The following is a 19555-nucleotide window of genomic DNA, read 5'->3' as shown; positions in this document are numbered from 1 at the left end:
CGGGGCGGGGCGTGTGCGGCGAACGAGGTGCGGACCGCCCCTGGGAACGGTCCCACGGGGTTCAGTGCAGCCGGGCCAGGGCCCGTGCGCTCACCGCGTGCAGTGGCGGCTTTCCGTCGAGCAGCCGCAGCACCTCGTCGGCGGCGCTCGCCCCCATCCGCAGTCGGCACTCGACGGTACCCGCCGCTTGATGGGGCGTCAGCAGGACGTTGGGCAGGGCGCGCAGCGGATGCCCGACCGGCAGCGGCTCGGCGTCGAAGACGTCGATCGCCGCGTCCAGCCGGCCCGAGCGCACCTCGGCGAGCAGGGCGTCCTCGTCCACCAGCCAGGAGCGGGCCGTGTTCACCAGGCCCGCGCCGTCCGGCATCAGCGCCAGTCGCCGCGCGCCCAGCAGATGCCGGGACTCCTCCGTCGCCGGGGCGTGCACCGCCACGATCCGGCTGCGCTCCAACAGCTCCTCCAACGGCAGCAGCCGGACGCCGAGCTCCTCGGCGTCCGCCGCGTCCAGATACGGGTCGGCCACCGACACCCGGGCGCCCACGGCACGCGCCAGCGCGATGTACGCCCGGCCCGTACGGGACGCCCCGATCACCCCGATCCCGCTGCCGTGCACCTCGTGCCGGGGCGGCGCAGCGCTCGCGGTGTCCCAGTCGGCGCCGGTCCGCAGCGCGTGGTCGAAGCGGTGCACCCGGTGCAGCAGGGACAGGGTGAACGCCAGCGCGACCTCGGCGACCGGCCGCGCCATCGCGTCCCCGGCCTGGGTGACCCGCACCCCCCGCCGGAACACCTCCTCCGTGACGTACGGCGCGACCGCGGAACCGGTGTGGGCGACCAGTGCCAGCCGGTCCGCGACATCGAGCAGCCCCGCGTCCACCCGGGGGCTGCCCCAGGACGTGATCAGCGCTCGGGCCCCCGGGAGCGCGGCGGCCAGCGCGTCCCGGTCGGTGTGGCCGTCGAGGACGACCGGTTCGGTACGCGCCGCGAGCCGGTCCCAGACCGCCGGGGAGAACAACTGCGCGCGCAGCGGCGGCGGGACGCTCACCACGACCCGGGGGCGACCGGCGCCCCCGGCGGGTGGCTCAGCGGAGCCAGTCATCGAGGTGCTCCTTCACGAAGTCGTCGTCCGTGAGCCACGGGTACGCGGCCGCCACCCGGGTCAGCTCCTCGGTCTGTCCGGGCGAGAGCGCCGACTCCGGGTCGAGGCACCAGGTGCCCGCGAGCAGCCCCTGGCGGCGCAGCACCTCGTGCACCCCGGCGATGCAGCCACGGAACCCACCGCGTACGTCGAACACGGCCTGGTTGGCGTCCGTGAGCTCCGGCCGCCGGGCCAGACAGCGCACCATGGCCTCGTGGTCACCGGCGCGTGCCCGGCGGACGTCCGTCAGCAGGGTGACGGCCGCCCTGGTCCACACCGCCCACTGTCCGAGCAGTCCGCCCGCGAACCAGCGCCGTCCGCCCGGGGTGTCGTAGCAGGTGAGCAGGTCCCCGATGATGTCGTCGTCGTTGCCGGTGTACAGGGCGACCTCGTCGGCGCGGTCCGAGGCGGCCACCGCCCGGATCACATCGGCGGTGCGGTACCGGTCGAACGGGGCGGTCTTCACGGCGACCGTGGACGGCAGGTCCGCGAACGCCGACCAGAACGCGGGCGACAGATACCGGCCGCCGACCGCCTCCTGGAGGTAGAACCCGATGACGGGCAGTACCTCGCCGACCGCGCGGGCCCGGTCGATGAGTCCCTTCTCGTCCGCGCCCGGCACGGCCGGGCTCAGCAGCACCGCGTCATAGCCGAGCGACGCGGCCAGCTCCGCCTCGGCGACGGCCTGCGCGGTGTACCCGCAGGCTCCGGCGACCTTGACGAAGGGCCGGTCGGCCTCCGCCCGCAGGGTGTCCGCGGCGAGTTCGAGCACCGGCCGCAGCAGCCCGACACCCGGCTCCCGGATCTCGAACTGGGTGGTGTGCACGGCGACGGCGACCCCACCGGCGCCGGACGCCAGGTAGTAGCGGGTGAGGGCACGCTGACGGCGCTCGTCGAGGGTCGTTCCGGCGGTGAGCGCCAGCGGGTGGGCCGGTATCACCGTGCCCTGGGCGAGGATTTCCAAGGGGTTCATGGCAGTGGCTTTCCGTGGGGGAGAAGGGCGGGACGGATACCGCGGGCGTCAGAACCTGCCGTCGCGGACCTGGAACTTGGTGGGCTTGCCGGACACCGGCAGTCCGCGCCGCAGCCAGTCGGCCTGCCAGGCGACCAGGGTGCCCAGGGAGACGTCCGGGTACCCGAACAGCCGGTGGCAGCGGCTCGCGTCGGACAGCAGCGCGGTCGGGGACTCCTCACCCGCGAACCGCGGCTCCGTACCGAACTCGGCGCCGAACAGCCCGGCCAGCCGCCGGACCGATGCGGTCTCCGGACCGGTCAGATTGAGGGTGAACGCGTCACCGCCGGTGGCGTGCGCCAGGGACCGCAGGGTCACCTCGTTCGCGTAGCCCTGCCAGACGACGTTGACCGCCCCGGTGCGCACGTCGACGGACTCGCCCGCCCGCACCCGCCCGGCGATGTCCGCGAGCACGCCGTACCGCAGGTCCACCGCGTAGTTGAGCCGGATCAGGGCGACCGGGGTGCCCCGGGTCAGCGCCGCGTGGGCGAAGATCCGCTCCCGGCCCAGGCACGACATGGCGTACTCACCGACCGGGCCCACCGGGTCGTCCTCCACGCAGCCGCCCGAGGCGACCGGGACCAGCGGGTAGACATTGCCGGTGGAGAACGCCGCGATCCGCGCTTGCGGCCAGCGCCGTACCACCCGGTCGGGCATCGCCGCGTTCACCGCCCACGCGTGGGAGGGCGCCCCGGCGGAGCCGAACTTGGCGCCGACCATGAAGACGACGTTCGCCGCGTCGGGCAGCGCCGACAGATCGGCCGCCGGGTCCATCAGGTCGAACGCCACGGTCCGTATTCCGTCCGCCTCCAGCGCCTCGGCCGCCGCCCGGTCCGACCAGCGCGACACCGCGTACACGGTGGTGTCCCCGCGTCCGGCGGCGTCCAGCGCGCGGCGCGCCAGCCGGCACAGGCTCGGGCCCATCTTGCCGCCCGCGCCGAGCACCAGCAGATCGCCGTCCAGCCGGGCCAGATCCGCGACGAGGGCGGGGGAGGGGGTGGCCAGGCGCTCCTCCAGCGCCGCCTCGTTCGTGAACATCTCTTCCGGTCCCTTCGGTGTGCGCTGGCCCATCCGCTGACTCATCCCTTGATCCCGGACGCGGTGACGCCCTCGGTGAAGTAGCGCTGGCCCACCAGATACGCGGCGAAGATGGGCACGAACGCGATGACGGAGCCCGACAGGACCACGTTCAGCGGCACGTTCTGCTGCTGGAGCGAGGCGATGCCCACCGTCAGGGTCCGCATGTCGGTCGACTGTCCGACGACCAGCGGCCACAGGAAGTCGTTCCAGTGCCACAGGAAGACGAACACCCCGAGCGTGGCGAGGATCGGCTTCAGCAGCGGCAGCACGATCCGGCGGAAGATCTGCCACTCGCCGCAGCCGTCGAGCCGCGCCGCCTCGAACAGCTCGTCGGGCAGCCCCTTGATGAACTGCCGCATCAGGAACACCGCCTGCGCGTTGGCGAGGGTCGGCACGATCAGACCCCAGTACGTGTCCACCCCGCCCAGCTTCGCGATCATCGCGAAGGTCGGGATCATCGTGACGTGGTACGGGACCATCACCATCGACAGGAACGACCAGAACATCGCCTCCCGTCCGGGGAACCGCTTCTTCGCGAAGGCGTACCCGGCGAGCGAGGCCAGCAGCAGCGTCCCCACCACCGACACCAGCGAGTACACCAGCGTGTTGAACAGCCAGCGCGGAACGTCCTGCGCGTTCATCACGCTGTCGTACGCCTCACCGGTCAGCGGCCAGGGCACCAGGCTGCCGGGGAACTCCACGGCGGCGGACGGCTTCAGCGACAGTACGACCATCGCGTAGAACGGGAAGATCGTCACGATCGCGGCGAGCCCCAGCAGCACACCCCGGGCGATCCGGCCGCGCCGGGTGCCGCGCATCGCGTGCGGTACGGAGTCGCGCTCGGCGTCCCGGCGCAGCTTGCGCTCCGCCCGCCGGTCCCGGGGCACCGGAGCGGGCCGCGCGGGCCCGTCGGCGGAGGGGGACTCGACCGGTGTGGTGGTCGTCATGGTCACTGGTCCTTCCCGATCACGAGCCGCTGCACGAACGCGACCACCAGGGTCAGCACGAACAGCGCGACCCCGATGGCGGCCGCGTAGCCCAGGTCGAAGTACTTGAAGCCCGCGTCGTAGAGCTGGAAGACGAGCGTGTAGCTCGCGTTGGCGGGTCCGCCGCCGGTCATGGTGTACACGGCGTCGAACACCTGGAACGACGCGGTGGTCTCGATCACCGCGAGGAAGAACAGCGTCGGCTTGAGCTGCGGCAGGACGATGTACCGGAACCGCTGCCAGGGACCGGCGCCGTCGGTGAGCGCCGCCTCCTCCAGCTCCCGGGGGATGTCCTGCATCCGGGCCAGCAGGATCAGCATCCCGTAGCCGAAGCGGGACCAGACACCGACGAGCGCGAGGGCCGGGATGACGAGGACGTCGTCGGAGAGCCAGGAGCCCTCCGGGAAGCCGAACCAGCCCATCAGCGTCGACCAGGGACCACCGGTGGAGAAGATCCACACGAACACGGTCGCGGCGAGCACCAGCGAGGTGACGACCGGCAGGAAGAACACCGACCGGAACACCTTGGAGCCCCGGAACGCGCGCCGCGTCAGCAGCGACAGCGCCACCGACACGACCAGCGTGCCGGGTACCGCGATGACCGTGTACAGCACGGTCACCCTGAGGGCCTGCCAGAACAGCGGGTCCTCCCACAGCCGGGCGAAGTTGTCGAAGCCGATGAACCGGCCGCCGCCGGTCAGGGAGTAGTCGGTGAAGCTCATCAGCACACCGGCGACACCCGGACCGAACCGGAAGGCCAGGAAGAGCAGGAAGCACGGGAGGACGAACAGCAGGCCGATCCGGGCCTCGCGGCGCGCCAGCGGCCCGCCGAGACGGCCCCGACGGGCGCGTTCCGCGACGACTGCCACGGTGAATCTCCTTGCGGTGCGGGGGAGGGGAGGTCAGGGAGGAGGGAGCGGACCCGGCAGGCCGGGTCCGGCGGTCACGGTCGGGTCGTCGGGCGGCGGGCCCCGGCCGGGTCGCGGAGAAAAGCACCGGCCGGGACCCGCGGCCCGTGACGCCCGGGAGGGGCTGCCCGGAGGGCGGGCACCCGGGCGCCGACGGCTGCCCGGCCACCGGGCCGGGCGGCCGGATCACCGCGCGAGCATCGCGTCCGCGGCCTTGGCCGCCGCGTTCAGCGCGTCCTCGGGGCTCTTCTGTCCGAGCAGCGCCGCCTGGATCTCCGGGGCCAGGACGCCCATGACCTCACGGGACCTCTCGTGGAGCGGGCCCGCCGTCATGCTCGGCAGGGTGTCGCCGACGGCCTTCTGGAGCGCGTCACCGGGGTACAGGTCACCGCCGGACCTCCGCGCCGGGAAGTATCCGGACTCCTTCTCCAGACCGGCCGCGTTCTTCGCCTCGGCCACGAAGCTGATCCAGTCCCCGGCGGCCTTCTTACCGGCGCCCTTCAGCATCGACAGCGCCCCGACCGTGCCGTAGCCGACGGACTCCGTGTCCTTCAGCGGCGGCTGGACGACGATGTTCTCCTTGCCCCAGAACGGCTCCACATCGGAGGCCACGTTCTGCCAGGTGCAGGCGACCTTGCCCTTGGCGACGGGCGTCTGCTCCAGCTTCGGCGTCGTCGTCACCAGGTCCTTGTCGGTGTGACCGGCGTCGACCAGCTTCTTCAGGAACGTCAGCGCCTTCACCCCGGCCGCTTCGCCGAACGCGGTCTTCTTGCCGTCCTCGGTGAACACATCGCCGCCCGCCTGCCACAGCAGCGGGTAGAACGTCATGTTGAGGGTCTGCTGGGCGTCACCGCTGTAGCTGGTCGCGTAGTAGCCCTTCTCCTTCAGCTTCGGGGCCAGCGCCTCCAGATCCGCCCAGGTGCTCGGGTAGCTCTTCTCCTCGATCGCCTCGAAGACACGCTTGTCGCAGATCAGCGGGTTGGCACTGGTGAGCACCGGGGTGCCGAGTGCCTTGCCGTCCACGGTCACCGACTCCAGCGCGAAGTCGGTGTAGTCCGCCTTGGCGTCGGCCGGCATGTACTCGTCGGCGGGAACGATGTTCTTGGCGTACTTGGGCAGCTGGTCGGGCACCAGGTACACCACGTCCGGGCCCTTGCCGGACGCGATCGCCGTGGCGAGCGCGGTGTCGCGGTTGGCCCACGGGAACGTCTCGACCTTCACCGAGGTCCCGGCGTGCTTCTTCTCGAACTCCTTGACCAGACCGTCCCAGTACGCCTTGTTCTTCGCCTCGTCGAAGATCACGGGGTACGTCCACATGGTGACGGACTTCTCGTCGCCGCCGCTGTCACCGCCGCAGGCGGCGAGCAGCGTGGTGGCCAGCGCGGTCGCCACCACCGGGACGGCGGCGGCACGCGTTCTGCCCCGGCGGGACGAGGCACGGGACGAAGAGGAACGGGACATGAGGGTCGCCTCCGAAGGCTGCTGATCGTCGTGAAGAGAAGGAAGAGAAGGGGAAGCTCAGGGGGAAGGGGAAGCTGAGGGGGGAGATCGAGGGGCGCGCGCCGGGTGATCCGGCGCACGGACGGGTCAGTGGGCCGGCACCTTCTGCACGGTCCCGGTGTGGCGGGCCCGCTCCGCCGCGAACGCCGCGAGATGACTGCCGAGCGACGCCGCCGTACCGGACCGCACGGCACCCGGGTCCCCGGTGGCGACGGCCCGTACGAACGCCTCGACCAGCGCGGGATCACCGCCCCCGTGCCCGTCGGCCGCGTTGGACCCGCCGGCGCCCAGCTCGTGCGTGACGGTGTCCCCGGTACGGAAGTCCTGGACGGTCACCCGCTCACCGTCGCCGCGCAGCCAGCCGTGCGAGCCGAAGATCCTGGTCTGCCGGTGGGTCTGCTCGGTGAACGCCACCATCTGGAACGTCGCGGTCACCCCGCCCGACATCCGCATGGCCAGCGCCTGGTGGTCGACCACGTCGTTGTCCGAGCGGTACACGCACACCCCGTACGGGCCCTCGCGCAGCGCCTCGACAAGACCGGCCTCGTCGGCCGCCTCCGTCACATGGGTGACCGGCCACACCGCGCCCCGCTCCCGCAGCGTCGGCATGTACAGCTTCAGCGCGCTGTACGGACAGCCAGCCTCCACCGCGCAGTCCAGACAGCGCTCGGCCGACCCCTCGGGAGCGTTCTCCGGACGGAAGTGCGCGAGTCCCCCGAAACTCGCGACCTCCTCGATCCGGCCGCCCATCACATACGTGATCCAGTCCAGGTCGTGGCACGACTTCGCCAGCAGCATCGGCGACGACGTCTTCTCACTGCTCCACGGCCCACGGACATAGCTGTGGGCGTAGTGCCACCAACCGACCGGCTCCAGATGGTCGACGGACACGAGCTGCCCGAGCACCCCCGAGTCCACGACCCGCTTCACCAGATCCGTGTACGGCTGGTACCGCATCACATGGCAGACCGCGAACAGCACCCCCGCCTCCCGCACCCCCTCCACGAGGGTGCGGGTCTCCTCCTCGGTCGGGGCGAGGGGCTTCTCGGCGAGGATCGCGTACCCGGCGCGGGCCAGCGCGAGCACCGGCTCGACATGGTCACGGTCCTGGGTGGCGACGATCACGGCGTCCGCGATCCGTTCCCCGGCTAGCGGACGCCAGTCGTCGAACTCGACCGGCGCGCCCGCCGCGGCACGCGCCGCCGGACGGGGATCGGCGACCGCGACGAGCTCGGCCCGTTCGGGGTGCGCCTTGATCCACTCAAGGTAGGTGAGACCGCGATTGCCGGCGCCGACGAGGGCGACGCGCACCGGCCGGCCGGTGATCGGGGGATGCGTGGACACAGGTGTTCCCTGGGAGTTCGCTGGGGCGTGCGGGGCTTGTGCGGGGCCCGGCTCATGGGCGGGCCGGTGGCCGGTCAGAGGCGCAGATTGCCGGTGCCGTGCGAGACACGCGCACCCTCGTCGGGCAGCGCGGTGCGCTCGGTGCCGTCCTCCACGCACCCGGTGTGCAGCAGATGACCGCCGTCCCCGAACGCGGCGGGCCGCAGTTCGAGACGTCCGCCGGTGAAGGAACAGCCGTGCGCGCGATAGCGGTTGGCGCCCTCGGTGACCAGGACATGCGCGGTGCCGTCCGGGGCGGAGGAGTCGAGTCCGCCGAGCCGCCAGTCGACGGTCCGCCCACCACCCGAGCGGGACAGCAGCGCGGCGTCCTTGTTGGTGCCGGTCAGCCGTGTGCCGTCGATCCGCAGCGTCTGGTCCCCGGCCCCGGTCAGCCGTACCCCGGTGTCGGTGAGCCGGCCGCCCTCGACACGCACCTCGCCATGGGCGTACGTGGCCGGGGCCGCGTCCGGCGCGCCGGTCAGCTCGCAGTGGTCCAGGGTGAGCGGGCCGGTGCCCTTGAAGGCCGCTCCGCCGATCCCGGTGAGGGTGACCCGCTCCAGGGTCAGCGGCGCGGAGACATCGGCCTTGGTGATCTCGGCTCCGGCGGCGAACGCGAACGACGAGTCGGCGATGACATTGGGCCGCGCCGACCGCTTGGACGCCTGGGAGACGATCAGCGGTCCGGTGGCCGTGCAACCGCGCATCTGGACGCCGTCCGCGTTGACCCAGAGCATCCCCGACCCGGCGAGCGACTTCTTGCCGATGACGGTGACGTCCTCCAGCGTCAGATCGGTGACCTTGACCCGGGCGACGAACCAGGAGCAGGAGTGCCGCCGTACGGTGATCCGCTTGGCGGCCCCGCCCCACGCGGCACCGGAGTTGGCGAAGGTCATCAGCCCGGAGTTGCCGGTGTACACGAGGTCGTGCTCGTACTGGCCATGGGTGACGAACGGTCCCTGGTCGTCGCCGTCGCTGTGGCAGTTGGTGACATAGCAGTAGGCGCTGCCTGTGAAGTCGTTGAGGTGCCGGGCGTTGGAGACGTAGCAGTCCTCGACATGCCCGTACAGGCAGTAGATCTGCTGGGTGAGGTAGCCCGCGCCGCCGTACGTCACCGACTTCGGGTTGGTGAGGGTGCAGCGGTCGGTGCGGAAGTAGGTGCACCAGCGGCGCATCACGACCGGCCAGAAGGTGCCCGTCGCCTCGATGCCGGAGACATCGCAGCGCACCGCGTACTCGTAGGAGACGGGGTGGGTGCCGGTGTACTGGTCGTCGCCCGCGCCCTCGAACCGCAGATCGCGCACATGGGCGCGTTCCACGGGCTCGACCCGGGTCCAGGTGAGGGTACGGCCCGCGGCGAGGTCCCAGCCGATGCGGTAGTTCACCCGGACACGGGAGCCGTCCACGATCTCCGTGACCTGGACGAGCCGCTGGACCTCGCGCTCCCACCTGCCGGTGAGCGCGTTGACCTCGACGGCCCACCACTGCCCGACCTCGAAGCCCGCCGAGTCCCCGACCTCGAAGAGGTCCGAGAGATCCGGCATCGCCTCGGTGAGCCGATGGGTGCGGGTCTCGTCCGTGACGGTGCCGCGGAAGGCGAGGGTGGCGCCGAAGGGGTTGTCGTGGGTGTTCTTGTCGGTGCCGTGGGTGTGGAGGGTGTTGCCGTGGAAGTCGAGTTCGATACGGGAGCGGGTGAAGGTGTGGCGTCTGCGCAGGAGGAGGTCGGTGTGGGCCTCGACGCGGTGGACGGTGGGGTCGTTCATCATGGCGTCGAGCGCGTCGTCGGCCGGTGTGTCCGCGTCGAAATGGCCGAAGGTGCGGAAGTCGAGGACGCCGTGGTGGAGCTGGTGCCAGCGCCCGGGTCCGGGCTTCCTGGTGTCGGGGGCGATGACGGTGCCGCCGTTGTGCGCGGCGGTGGACCGGGCATCCCAGCGGGCCGTGAACGACCCGCCGTCCCCCGCCCGCCGGTACCCCGCCACGACCACCACCGTGCCCTCCCGCACCGACCTCCCACCCAGCCCACGCAACTCCCCGACATCGGAGACCCGCAGGGTCGCGTCCTTGGCGGACCGGGCCTGGGCGGGAGCGGTGGCGGCGGCCGTGCCCGCGAGGGCGAGACCGGCGACGCCGGAGGCGCGCAGCAGATGACGGCGGGCGGTGCTCGGGTGTTGCGGAACGCTCATCGCGGACTTCGCCTTCCGAGAGGTGACCGGGAAACCGGGCGGGAGGGGAGCGGTCCTGCGGATGACTGCCATGACGGCGGATGGCTCGAAAGAGCTGCCCCTGAGCAGAGCTCAGCGGGGTTCCCGGACGGATGGGCAGGGCCCGGGAAGGGATACATCGGGATGACACGCCGGTGACGGGAGAATGTCCCGGCGGATGGCAGGAACGTACGTGGCCGTTCCATGGAAGGTCAAGAGCTGGATCACGACGAATTCCCGGGGACCGGACTTCCCCGTTCCCCGGGACCCGGACCTTCCCGGCCGGCCGACGGCCGCGCACCCGGCAGCGGCGACCGGCTTCCCGCCCCCGGGGACCCGGACCTTCCCGGCCGGCCGACGGCCGCCCCGCGTACGCGGAACAGGGGACCGGAACACCGCTCTCCGATCCCCGTCGCACGGTCCGTGCCCGGGTGTTCAGCCCCGAGGGGCCCCCGGCGCCGTGTCCCCGGCCGGGTCGGGGGCGGCCCACCCCAGTGCTTCGCTGATCCGCTGGGCCGCGTCCCGCACCTGGCCGCCCAGCTCCTGATAACGCCAGGCGGGCAGACCGAGCTTGAGCCCGGTGATGCTGATGGCGCCGACGCACATGTCCCGGTCGTCACGGACGGGCGCGCCGATGCACAGGATTCCCTCGGCGTCCTCCTCGTCGTCCAGCGCGTAGCCGACCCGGTCGATGTCCCGCAGATGCGCGAGGAAGGTCGCCGGGTCGGTGATGGTCCGCGGGGTGCGGCGGGGCAGCCCGTGCCGTTCGATCACGGCCGCGGCCTCCGCCTCGGGCAGCGCCGACAGCAGGGCCTTGCCCAGCCCGGTGCAGTGGGGGAGTTCGCGCTGCCCCATCCGCAGGTCCAGGCGCACCCGGTGGTCCAGCTCGACCTGGTCGACCACGACCGCGTGCCCGTCCTCGGGCACCGCGAGCCGTGACGCCATGCCCGTCGTACGGCTCAGATCGCGCAGCACCGGGTGGGCGACCCCGCGCAGGGACACCTGGGAACGGGCCCGGTCACCGAGGCGGGAGAGCCCCATGCCCAGCCGGTAGCGGCGGTTCATGCCCTCGCCGTCGTCGGAGACGAGGCCGTAGGCGCGAAGCGTCTGAAGGGTGCCGAACGCCGCGCTCTTGGAGATCCCGCAGATCTGTGCCACCTCCGTGACGCTCAGTCCGCTGCCGGGCGCCGGGGTGGCGAGGACTTCGAGGATGTCCGCTGCCCTGGCGACGCTCTTGACCCAGTACTTCGGGTCCTCCTGAACAGCTCTGTTCGTCATGACCGAACAGTTTAGTCATATCGAGCGGGTCTACCGCCCCGAAAGGGGTTGACCGGTGGGAGGGGCGCTCGTAATCTTCAGGAACTGTTCTGCACAGCAGAACGGTGTTCTGAAAAACTCGCACCATGTGACACCCCATCTGTACGGCAACCCGTACAGACCGAACCGAAGCACTCTTCCTGCGGCGACTGCCGGGCGGATGGCGCCAGGGTTCGGAGGCCGGGCAGGGCCTCCGGAGCCGACGACTCTCGACGCAAGGAGCAAGCACCATGAGTTCAGGCCCGGACCTCACCTCCGGAGCCCGGATCGCCGAGCGCGCCCGCAAGGTCGTGCCCGGCGGCGTGAACAGCGGCCAGCGCAGCGTTCCCGGACTGGCCGATCTCGTCGTCACCGCGACCTCCGGCGCACGCTTCCGGACCGCCGACGGCCGTGAGTTCACCGACTTCCACTCGGCTTTCGGACCCCCGCTGCTCGGCCACAACGACCCCGACGTGGCCCGCGCCACCGCCGAGGCGGGCACCACCCTCGGGCATATGGGCGTCGGCGTCACCGAGGGCGAGGTGGAGCTGGCGGAACAGCTCACCGAACTGATCCCCTCCGTGGAGAAGGTGCTCCTCACCAGCACCGGCAGCGAGGCCACCTTCCACGCCCTGCGGGTCTCCCGCGCCGCCACCGGCCGTCGCCTCGTCGTCAAGTTCCAGGGCTGCTACCACGGCTGGCACGACTCCGTCAGCCTCAACGTCATCTCCGCGCCCGAGAAGATCGGCGGGCACGACCCCATCTCCACCGGCATCCTCCCCGAGGTCCTCGACGCCACACTCGTCCTCCCGTTCAACGACAGCGAGGCCGTCCGCCGGACCTTCGCCGCGCACGGCCAGGACATCGCCGCCGTCATCGTGGAGCCCGTCCCCCACAACGTCGGCGCCCTCCTCCCGTACCAGGAGTTCCTCACCACCCTGCGCGAGGAGACCGCCAAGGCCGGCAGTGTGCTCGTCTTCGACGAGGTCATCACCGGCTTCCGGCACGCCCTCGGCGGCTGGCAGCAGCTCAGCGGGGTCACCCCCGACCTCACCACCCTCGGCAAGGCCATCGCCAACGGCGCCCCCGTCGGCGCCATCGGCGGCCGCGCCGACCTGATGGACCTGTTCTCCACCCGGCCCGGCGCCCCCGCCTTCTTCGCGGGCACCTACAACGGCCACCCGTCCGTGGTCGCCGCCGCCCTCGCCACCCTCCGCAAGCTGCGCGAGGAACCCGTCCACGAGCATGTCTACCGGCTCGGCGCCCGGGTCCGCGCCGGACTCGACAGCCTGTACACCCGCCTCGGTGTCCCCGCCGTCGTCACCGGCCACGGCTCGGTGTTCGTCACCTACTTCATGCCGGGCGACGCGCCCCGCACCTACGACGACCTCCTCGCCAACGACGCCGCCCTCTTCGTCGGCTACCGCCGCCGACTCCTCGACCACGGGCTGTTCGAGCTGCCGCTCAACCTCAAGCGCAGCCACATCAGCTACGCGCACACCGACGCGGACGTCGACCGGCTCCTCGAAGGCACCGAGGCCGCCGTCCAGGCAGTCCTCGCCGAGGGCGGCGCCCGCGACCTGGAGAACGCCTCCACCATGGGCGGGGCGGTCCGCTGATGCTCACCGTCGACACCACCCGCCCCGCCGGTCCCGCCGGCCGGATCACCCGGGTCGAGACCCTGATGCTGGGCACCGCCTGGCGCGACTTCGGCTACGTCCGCGTCCACACCGACGAGGGACTGTCCGGCGTCGGGGAGATCACCCACCCCTACCGCGGCGCCGAGGTCTGCGCCCTCACCGAGTCGCTGGGCCGCCGCCATCTGATCGGCGCCGACCCCTTCGACATCGAGGAACTCTGGCTCCGCGTCTACCAGGGCGACTTCCTGCGCGGCGGTGACATGGGCGGCATCGCCCTGTCCGGCCTCGACCAGGCCATGTACGACCTCATGGGCAAGGCCCTCGGCGTCCCCGCCTACCGGCTCACCGGCGGCGCCTGCCGCGACAAGGTCCGTGTCTACGCCAACGGCTGGTACAACGGCGAACGCGACCCCGAGGTCTTCGCCGCCAAGGCCCGGGCCACCGTCGAGAAGGGCTTCACCGCCCTCAAGTTCGACCCCTTCGGCCCCGGCCTGCACGAACTGGAGCGCGCCGAACTGCGCCGCTCCCTCGATCTGGTGGCCGCCGTCCGCGAGGCCATCGGTCCTGACACCGACCTCTTCATCGAGGGCCACGCCCGGTTCGCCATGCCCACCGCGAGCCGACTCGTCCGCGAGCTGGAGCCCTTCGACATCGGCTGGTTCGAGGAGCCGATGCCCTGGACCCATATCGAGCGCTACGCGGAACTGCGGCAACGCGCCGCCTTCCCCCTCTCCGGCGGCGAGCACTTCCACAACCGCTACGAGTACAAGCAGCTCTTCGCGACGCACGCCGTCGACATCGTCCAGCCCGACCTCTCCATGGCCGGCGGCTTCACCGAGGTCCGCAAGATCGCCGCCATCGCCGACAGCCACGGCATGCTCGTCGCCCCGCACAACTCCAACTCGCCGCTGTGCACCACCGTCTCCGTGCACGCCGGCCTCGGCATCCCCAATCTGAAGATCCTGGAGACCTTCGACGGCCTCCTGGAGGACCATGTCTTCCAGGCCCTCAAGGGCACCCTCCCCATCGAGGACGGCCACATCGGGCTGCCCACCGCACCCGGGATCGGTGTCGAACTCGTCGACGAGGTCTTCGCGGAGCACCCCCCGACCCACCGCTTCTGGAACATGTTCGAGGACGGCTGGGAGAAGAGGAACCGCACATGAACCAGCACCGGCGCCCCCGCGCGCGGTCCGGTGCCAGCGCGGGGAGGCGGCAGGCGTGATCACCGACGTCCACTCGCATCTGTTCCGGCACAGCCACGACTTCACCGACCCGTTCGCCTCCGACTCCGCCCGCGCCCACGCGGGCGAGGTCGACCTCACGGTGAAGTGGGAGGAGTACGCGGCCACCGCACCCGACGGCACCCGCACCATCGTCGTCGGCGGCAAGGCCCGCCGCAGCGGACTGTGGGTGGACGACACGGCCGTCGCCGCCTACACCGCGGCTCGCCCCGACCGGCTGATCGGCTATCTGTCGCTCGACCCGACCCAGCCCGGCTGGCGGGACGAACTGCGGTACGGCCACCAGGAACTCGGACTGCGCGGCATCAAGCTCATGCCGATGTACGCCGGTTTCGACCCCGCCGACGAGGCGTACGACGAGCTGTACACCTACGCCGAACGGCACGGACTGCCGCTGCTCGTCCACACGGGCACCACCTTCGTGTCGACGGCCCCGCTGGAGTACGCGATGCCCCGGCATCTCGACGCCGTCGCCATCCGCCACCCGGAGCTGCGGATGGTGCTCGCCCATCTGGGACACCCCTTCGAGGGCGAGTGCGTCGCGGTCGTCCGCAAGCACCCCCATGTGTACGCGGACATCAGCGCCCTGCACTACCGCCCCTTCCAGCTCTGGCACAGCCTGCGGCTGGTCCAGGACTACGGCGTGTGGGACAAGCTGCTGTTCGGCAGCGACTACCCGTTCACCACCGTGGACGACTCCGTCGCCGGACTACGGAAGGTCGCGGCCGTCCCCGGTATCCCGGGCCTGGACCCGCTCGACCGGGACGAGGTGGAGAAGCTGATCCACCGGGACGCCCTGCCCCTGCTCGGCCTGTCGGACTGAGCGCCGCCGGGGCGGACCGCCACCGCGCGCCCGCCCCGGCACCCGTACCCCAACCGAGGAACGATCCCCATGCACCGATTCAGCCTCGCGGGCCGTACGGCCCTGGTCACCGGGGCCGCCCGCGGTCTCGGCCGGGCCTTCGCCGTCGGCCTCGCCGAAGCGGGCGCCGACCTCGTCCTGGTCGACCTCCCGGACGCCCCGGGGCTGGCACAGACCGAGGCGGCCGTCCGCGCCCACGGCCGCCGCGCCCATGTCCACACCCAGGACCTCGCCCGCACCGGGGAGCTGTCCGCGCTGGCCGACCGCGTCCGCGCCGACCTCGGCGGCCCGCTGCACATCCTCGTCAACAACGCGGGCACCGCCGCGCTGGAGCGCTACAACACCATCACCCCCGAGTCCTGGCAGCGCGTCATGCGGGTCAACGTCGACGCCGTGTTCTTCCTGTCCCAGCGGATCGCGGAACACATGGTCGCCGACGGGGTGCCGGGCCGCATCATCACCGTCACCTCCAAGAACGCGCTGGTCGCCGAGGCCGGGCTCGCCCACTACAACGCGTCCAAGGCCGCTGCCCAGCTGCTCACCGAGACCCTCGCCGTCGAGCTCGCCCCGCACGGCATCACCGCCAACACCCTCGCACCCGGCATGGTCGAGACCCCCATCGACGGGGAGTTCCCCTTCGACCGCGAGGAGTTCGAGGCCGCCTACCGCGCACGTATCCCGCTCGGCCGCTACGCCGACCCCGACGAATGCGTCGGCGCGCTGCTGCTGCTGGCCTCCGACGCGGGCGCCTATCTCACCGGCACCCGGCTCGTCGTGGACGGGGGAGTCCTCGCCGACCAGATGCCCCGGATGCGCTTCATGCCGCCGTACCGCAACACCGTCCCCAGACCCTGACACCGTCCGCCCCCGCGCGGACCGGGCCGCCCTGGAGGAACCAGTGGAATCGCACGGCAGCACCGCCCGACGCAAGCTGCTCCCCGTATCGGGCACCGCGGCGGCCCTCACCGCCACCGCCACCGCGAGCGGCCCTGCCGCGGCCCGCTCCCAAGGGCACGACACCCGCTCCGTACCGACGGTCGGGGAGTTGCGTGGGTGGGGTGGGAGGCCGGTGCGGGAGGGCACGGTGGTGGTCGTGGCGGGGTACCGGCGGGCGGGGGACGGCCGGTCGTTCACCTGCGTCGAACACGGCACCCGCCGCACCGCCCTGCCCGGGACCGGCCCCGCCGCACACGCGGACGGGAACGTCCGCACATGATCCGCACCGCCCGCCCCGGCGACGACGACGCCCTTCTGACCCTGTGGGCCGAGTGCTTCCCCGGCGTCCGTCGGCTGCCCGCCCTGCACGCCCTCGATCCCGGCCGGTACCACCGCACCTTCGTCGCGGCCCGCGCCGACGGCACCCTCGACGCCGTGGTCGTGTACGTGCCCCGCAGCGTCCGCGACGCGAACGGCACCCCGCACCGGATCGGAGGCATCGGCTCCGTCGCCACCCGCCCCGAGGCCCGCGGCCGGGGACTGGTGCGCGCCCTGCTCCGCGCCGCAACCGACACCATGACCGACGAGGGCTGCGCCTGGTCCCTGCTGTTCACCGGCACCCCCGGTGTCTACCGGGGCTCCGGCTGGACGGAGTTCGCCCGCCCCACCACCGAGGGGCGACTGGCCGCACCGCACACCGTCCCGTCCGCACCCGGGGAGACACCCACCCCGCACCGGGTACGCGCGGTCACCCCCGCCGACACCCCGGGCCTGGCCCGCCTCCAGTCCGCGTACAACGCGACCCGGCCGCTGACCGCCGTACGCGGCCCCGACGACTGGCGGGTCCGTGTACCCGCCCTGTACGCCCGGCCCTGCTGGTCCCTCCTGGCCGAGGACCCCGCCGACGGCACGCTCACCGGCTGGCTGGTGGCCCGCCCGGCGGCCCCCGGCCGGACCGACGTCCTGGAGACCGCGCTGCACCCCGGCCACCCCGATGCCCTCGGCGCGCTGTACACCGCCCTCGCCGACCGGGTCCGCGCCGCCGGGCACACCCGGGTCCGGGTCCTGCTGCCGCCGTCCCCGGCCGTCACCGAGGCCGAACCCCGGCTGCTCGCCCCCGGTACCGTCACCACCGGCGCGGACACCTCAGGAATGGCCCGCCCGCTGCTCGCCCCGCGGGCCGCCGTGACCCGCACGGTGACCGCGCCCGGCGCCGCGCACTGGTACGGCGACTCGTTCTGACCCGTCCGGGCCCGCCCGCCGCTCACCCGTCCGGCGGCCCGGACATGCGGGCCGCGGCCGTGCGCCCTTGACTTGGGGCACTGACCGGCTGCGCGGAAGGCGGAACGTGAACGGGTACTGGAAACGGACCGCCGCCGGGGCGGCCCTGCTGACGGGACTGACCGTCACCCTCACCGGCTGCTCCGACGACGGCGGCACCCCCGCGAGCACGGTGTCGAACGCCGCGTCCGCCGTGGCGTCGGTCGGCGCGTCGCTGGCCTCGTCGGCCGCCGACTCCGTCTCCGCGGCGGCGGCCGACGCGCAGAAGAAGCTCGACGACATCACCGACGGCGTCGACGCCCGGGACGAGGTGACCCTGTCCGGCCGCGCGGCCGACGACGGAGGCCGCGCCACCGTGCCGTTCACCGTCCGCAACACCGCCGACTCCGCCAAGTCGTTCGGCGTGCAGGTCAACTTCAAGGACGCGGACGGCAATCTGGTCGACACGGTCGTCGTCAGCGTCACGGACGTCGCCGCCGGCGCCACCAAGGACGCCACCGCCCGCGGCACGCACCAGGTCTCCGGCGAGGTCACCGCCGAGGTCGCGACCGCGGTCCGCTACTGACCGGCCCCGGCGGAGCCGGAGCGCTCAGCCGGGGGTGTACGCGCCTCCGTTCACATGCAGCACCTGACCGGTGATGTGCCGCGCCGACGGCGAGGCCAGGAACGCGACCGCGCCCGCGATGTCCTCCGGGGCGCCCGCCCGTCCCAGGGCCGTGGCCGCGATCAGGGAAGTACGGCGGTCCGCGTCGAGCCGGTCCCGGAAGAACCCGGTGTCACCGACGTAGCCCGGCGCGACGACGTTCGCCGTGATCCCGCGTGGACCGAGGTCCCCGGCCAGCGAGAGGTTCCACGCCGTGAGCCCCGCCTTGGCCGCGCCGTACGAACCGGCGCCCTGACCGGCGGCGATCGAGCCGATATGGATCACCGAACCGCCCTCACCGAGCCGGTCCTCCAGCGCCCTCGTGGTCAGGGCGGCGCTCACGAGATTGGCGTCCAGATTGGCCCGGAACGCCGCGGCGTACCCGGCGAGGTCCGCCGCGTCGGCACCGTCGAAGTCGGTGTTGCCGCCCGCGTTGTTGACCAGTACGTCGAGCCGCCCGGGGAACTGGGCCGCCAGCCGTTCCACGGCCCCGGGGTCGCTGTGGTCGCAGACCAGCGCCCGGGCCCCGGTCTCCTCGGCGAGCGACTGGAGCGGGCCCGCCCGGCGACCGGTGACCACGACGGTGTGCCCCTCGGTGGCGAAGTGCTGTGCGATCGCCCGGCCGATGCCGGTGCCACCACCGGTGACCAGGACGGTGCGTGCCGTACCGCGTGTCATATGCTGTGCCTCCACCATTTCGTTAAGGTCTAAATTCAGGTCTAAATATTAAGCATGGGGAGAGGCGTCATGGCAAACGACAAGACGGGGGAGCAGGTACGGCACCCGGGTGACCAGGGCGCGGATACCAGGAATGCCGCGGATGCCGCAGGCGGAGGAGGCGGCGCCGCTGTGCCGGACATCACCGCTGCCTGGGCACGGGAACTCCCGGAGGTACCGGTCGCCTCCATCGGTATCGTCACCCCGGTCTGGCAGCTCGCCAAACTCTTCGGCGACGAACGCCGCCGGGTCCTCGCCCGCCTCGGGGTCGACGCCGCCACCCTCGACCTGCTCAGCGTGCTGCGCAGGGGTGGTCCGCCCTACACGCTCACCACCCGTGAGCTGGCCCGCCGCTCCCTGGTCACCGCGGGGGCGGTCTCCCAGCGGGTCGCGCGCGCCGAACGCGACGGACTCGTGGTCCGGGACAACGGCCGGGGGCGTCCCCGTACCGTCGAGGTGACCCTGACCCCGGCCGGACACGAACTGGTCGAGGCGACCGTCGGTCAGGTCCTGCGCCGGGAAGCCGAACTCGTCGCCGGTCTCGGCGCCGAACAGCGGGACCTGCTGACGGACCTCCTCGGCGTCCTGCTGCGCGGCGTCCAGACGGATCTGGGGGACGACCGGATCACCCACGTCGGCCTGGAGTGACCCGTGCGGTCCCCGGGAGGCCGGCTGGGCGCCGGGCCTCGACCGTCGGTCCCTGGGCCGGGACGCGGCGCGGCCCAGGGACGGTC

18 protein-coding genes are annotated in these 19555 nt (G+C 72.3%); 8 read left to right on the top strand and 10 right to left on the bottom strand.

Annotation, left to right across the window (positions count from 1 at the left end; all coding sequences use genetic code 11):
• Positions 1-61: 61 nt before the first annotated feature.
• The 9 genes from OG711_RS00915 to OG711_RS00875 form a co-directional block, all read right to left on the bottom strand.
• Positions 62-1096: a hydroxyacid dehydrogenase gene (locus tag OG711_RS00915; RefSeq protein ID WP_329558050.1), complete on the bottom strand. Its 1035-nt coding sequence runs from the start codon at positions 1094-1096 to the stop codon at positions 62-64.
• Entirely contained in the window at positions 1080-2108 is a 1029-nt protein-coding gene (locus tag OG711_RS00910; protein ID WP_329558049.1) for a dihydrodipicolinate synthase family protein, read from the bottom strand. The genes OG711_RS00915 and OG711_RS00910 overlap by 17 nt, the downstream gene beginning before the upstream one ends.
• 48 nt (positions 2109-2156) lie before the next feature.
• Positions 2157-3185 carry an NAD-dependent epimerase/dehydratase family protein gene (locus OG711_RS00905; protein WP_329558048.1) on the bottom strand — a complete coding sequence of 343 codons (1029 nt, stop codon included), beginning with the start codon at positions 3183-3185 and terminating at the stop codon, positions 2157-2159.
• A 41-nt stretch (positions 3186-3226) separates the two neighbouring features.
• On the bottom strand, positions 3227-4174 hold the full coding sequence (locus tag OG711_RS00900; protein ID WP_073792549.1) for a carbohydrate ABC transporter permease: 948 nt from the start codon (positions 4172-4174) through the stop codon (positions 3227-3229).
• Positions 4175-4176: 2 nt separating this feature from the next.
• Positions 4177-5082: a carbohydrate ABC transporter permease gene (locus tag OG711_RS00895; RefSeq protein WP_329558047.1), complete on the bottom strand. Its 906-nt coding sequence runs from the start codon at positions 5080-5082 to the stop codon at positions 4177-4179.
• Positions 5083-5307: 225 nt separating this feature from the next.
• Complete coding sequence (locus tag OG711_RS00890; RefSeq protein ID WP_329558046.1) at positions 5308-6582, bottom strand: extracellular solute-binding protein; 1275 nt, start codon at positions 6580-6582, stop codon at positions 5308-5310.
• Positions 6583-6708: 126 nt separating this feature from the next.
• A complete protein-coding gene (locus OG711_RS00885; RefSeq protein ID WP_073792552.1) occupies positions 6709-7965 on the bottom strand; it encodes a Gfo/Idh/MocA family protein in 1257 nt (418 codons plus the stop codon).
• Positions 7966-8039: 74 nt separating this feature from the next.
• Complete coding sequence (locus OG711_RS00880; RefSeq protein ID WP_329558045.1) at positions 8040-10184, bottom strand: peptidase C14; 2145 nt, start codon at positions 10182-10184, stop codon at positions 8040-8042.
• Between the two features lie 453 nt (positions 10185-10637).
• Positions 10638-11480: an IclR family transcriptional regulator gene (locus OG711_RS00875; RefSeq protein ID WP_329558044.1), complete on the bottom strand. Its 843-nt coding sequence runs from the start codon at positions 11478-11480 to the stop codon at positions 10638-10640.
• Between the two features lie 269 nt (positions 11481-11749).
• Here OG711_RS00875 and OG711_RS00870 point away from each other — a divergent pair, with 269 nt between their 5' ends.
• The 7 genes from OG711_RS00870 (at position 11750) to OG711_RS00840 (ending at position 18026) form a co-directional block, all read left to right on the top strand.
• On the top strand, positions 11750-13117 hold the full coding sequence (locus OG711_RS00870; protein ID WP_329558043.1) for an aspartate aminotransferase family protein: 1368 nt from the start codon (positions 11750-11752) through the stop codon (positions 13115-13117).
• A complete protein-coding gene (locus tag OG711_RS00865) occupies positions 13117-14304 on the top strand; it encodes a mandelate racemase/muconate lactonizing enzyme family protein (protein WP_329558042.1) in 1188 nt (395 codons plus the stop codon). Before OG711_RS00870 ends, OG711_RS00865 begins: the two co-directional genes overlap by 1 nt.
• 55 nt (positions 14305-14359) lie before the next feature.
• Complete coding sequence (locus OG711_RS00860; protein ID WP_329558041.1) at positions 14360-15205, top strand: amidohydrolase family protein; 846 nt, start codon at positions 14360-14362, stop codon at positions 15203-15205.
• A 69-nt stretch (positions 15206-15274) separates the two neighbouring features.
• The gene (locus OG711_RS00855) at positions 15275-16099 is read left to right on the top strand and encodes an SDR family NAD(P)-dependent oxidoreductase (RefSeq protein WP_329558040.1); all 825 of its coding nucleotides are present in this window, start codon (positions 15275-15277) and stop codon (positions 16097-16099) included.
• 43 nt (positions 16100-16142) lie between these two features.
• The gene (locus OG711_RS00850) at positions 16143-16460 is read left to right on the top strand and encodes a hypothetical protein (protein WP_329558039.1); all 318 of its coding nucleotides are present in this window, start codon (positions 16143-16145) and stop codon (positions 16458-16460) included.
• The gene (locus tag OG711_RS00845) at positions 16457-17422 is read left to right on the top strand and encodes a GNAT family N-acetyltransferase (RefSeq protein WP_329558038.1); all 966 of its coding nucleotides are present in this window, start codon (positions 16457-16459) and stop codon (positions 17420-17422) included. The genes OG711_RS00850 and OG711_RS00845 overlap by 4 nt, the downstream gene beginning before the upstream one ends.
• A 106-nt stretch (positions 17423-17528) precedes the next feature.
• Entirely contained in the window at positions 17529-18026 is a 498-nt protein-coding gene (locus OG711_RS00840; protein ID WP_073792560.1) for an FxLYD domain-containing protein, read from the top strand.
• A 24-nt stretch (positions 18027-18050) separates the two neighbouring features.
• Here the strand turns inward: OG711_RS00840 and OG711_RS00835 are convergent, their stop codons facing one another.
• On the bottom strand, positions 18051-18800 hold the full coding sequence (locus tag OG711_RS00835; protein ID WP_245876915.1) for an SDR family NAD(P)-dependent oxidoreductase: 750 nt from the start codon (positions 18798-18800) through the stop codon (positions 18051-18053).
• Positions 18801-18851: 51 nt separating this feature from the next.
• Between OG711_RS00835 and OG711_RS00830 the strand changes: the two genes are divergently transcribed.
• Positions 18852-19469, top strand: coding sequence for a MarR family winged helix-turn-helix transcriptional regulator (locus OG711_RS00830; RefSeq protein WP_079184916.1), 618 nt, complete (start codon positions 18852-18854; stop codon positions 19467-19469).
• The last annotated feature ends 86 nt before the right edge of the window (positions 19470-19555 follow it).

This window comes from Streptomyces uncialis, from assembly GCF_036250755.1.
GTDB classification, from domain to species: Bacteria; Actinomycetota; Actinomycetes; order Streptomycetales; family Streptomycetaceae; genus Streptomyces; species Streptomyces uncialis.
This window is presented reverse-complemented; position numbering and strand designations above follow the sequence as displayed.

Bases quoted from the DNA above. Each gene is read 5' to 3' on its own strand.
- OG711_RS00915 (WP_329558050.1), bottom strand. From the start codon at position 1,096: ATGACTGGCTCCGCTGAGCCACCCGCCGGGGGCGCCGGTCGCCCCCGG.
- OG711_RS00910 (WP_329558049.1), bottom strand. From the start codon at position 2,108: ATGAACCCCTTGGAAATCCTCGCCCAGGGCACGGTGATACCGGCCCAC.
- OG711_RS00905 (WP_329558048.1), bottom strand. From the start codon at position 3,185: ATGTTCACGAACGAGGCGGCGCTGGAGGAGCGCCTGGCCACCCCCTCC.
- OG711_RS00900 (WP_073792549.1), bottom strand. From the start codon at position 4,174: ATGACGACCACCACACCGGTCGAGTCCCCCTCCGCCGACGGGCCCGCG.
- OG711_RS00890 (WP_329558046.1), bottom strand. From the start codon at position 6,582: ATGTCCCGTTCCTCTTCGTCCCGTGCCTCGTCCCGCCGGGGCAGAACG.
- OG711_RS00880 (WP_329558045.1), bottom strand. From the start codon at position 10,184: ATGAGCGTTCCGCAACACCCGAGCACCGCCCGCCGTCATCTGCTGCGC.
- OG711_RS00875 (WP_329558044.1), bottom strand. From the start codon at position 11,480: ATGACGAACAGAGCTGTTCAGGAGGACCCGAAGTACTGGGTCAAGAGC.
- OG711_RS00870 (WP_329558043.1), top strand. From the start codon at position 11,750: ATGAGTTCAGGCCCGGACCTCACCTCCGGAGCCCGGATCGCCGAGCGC.
- OG711_RS00865 (WP_329558042.1), top strand. From the start codon at position 13,117: ATGCTCACCGTCGACACCACCCGCCCCGCCGGTCCCGCCGGCCGGATC.
- OG711_RS00855 (WP_329558040.1), top strand. From the start codon at position 15,275: ATGCACCGATTCAGCCTCGCGGGCCGTACGGCCCTGGTCACCGGGGCC.
- OG711_RS00845 (WP_329558038.1), top strand. From the start codon at position 16,457: ATGATCCGCACCGCCCGCCCCGGCGACGACGACGCCCTTCTGACCCTG.
- OG711_RS00835 (WP_245876915.1), bottom strand. From the start codon at position 18,800: ATGGTGGAGGCACAGCATATGACACGCGGTACGGCACGCACCGTCCTG.
- OG711_RS00830 (WP_079184916.1), top strand. From the start codon at position 18,852: ATGGCAAACGACAAGACGGGGGAGCAGGTACGGCACCCGGGTGACCAG.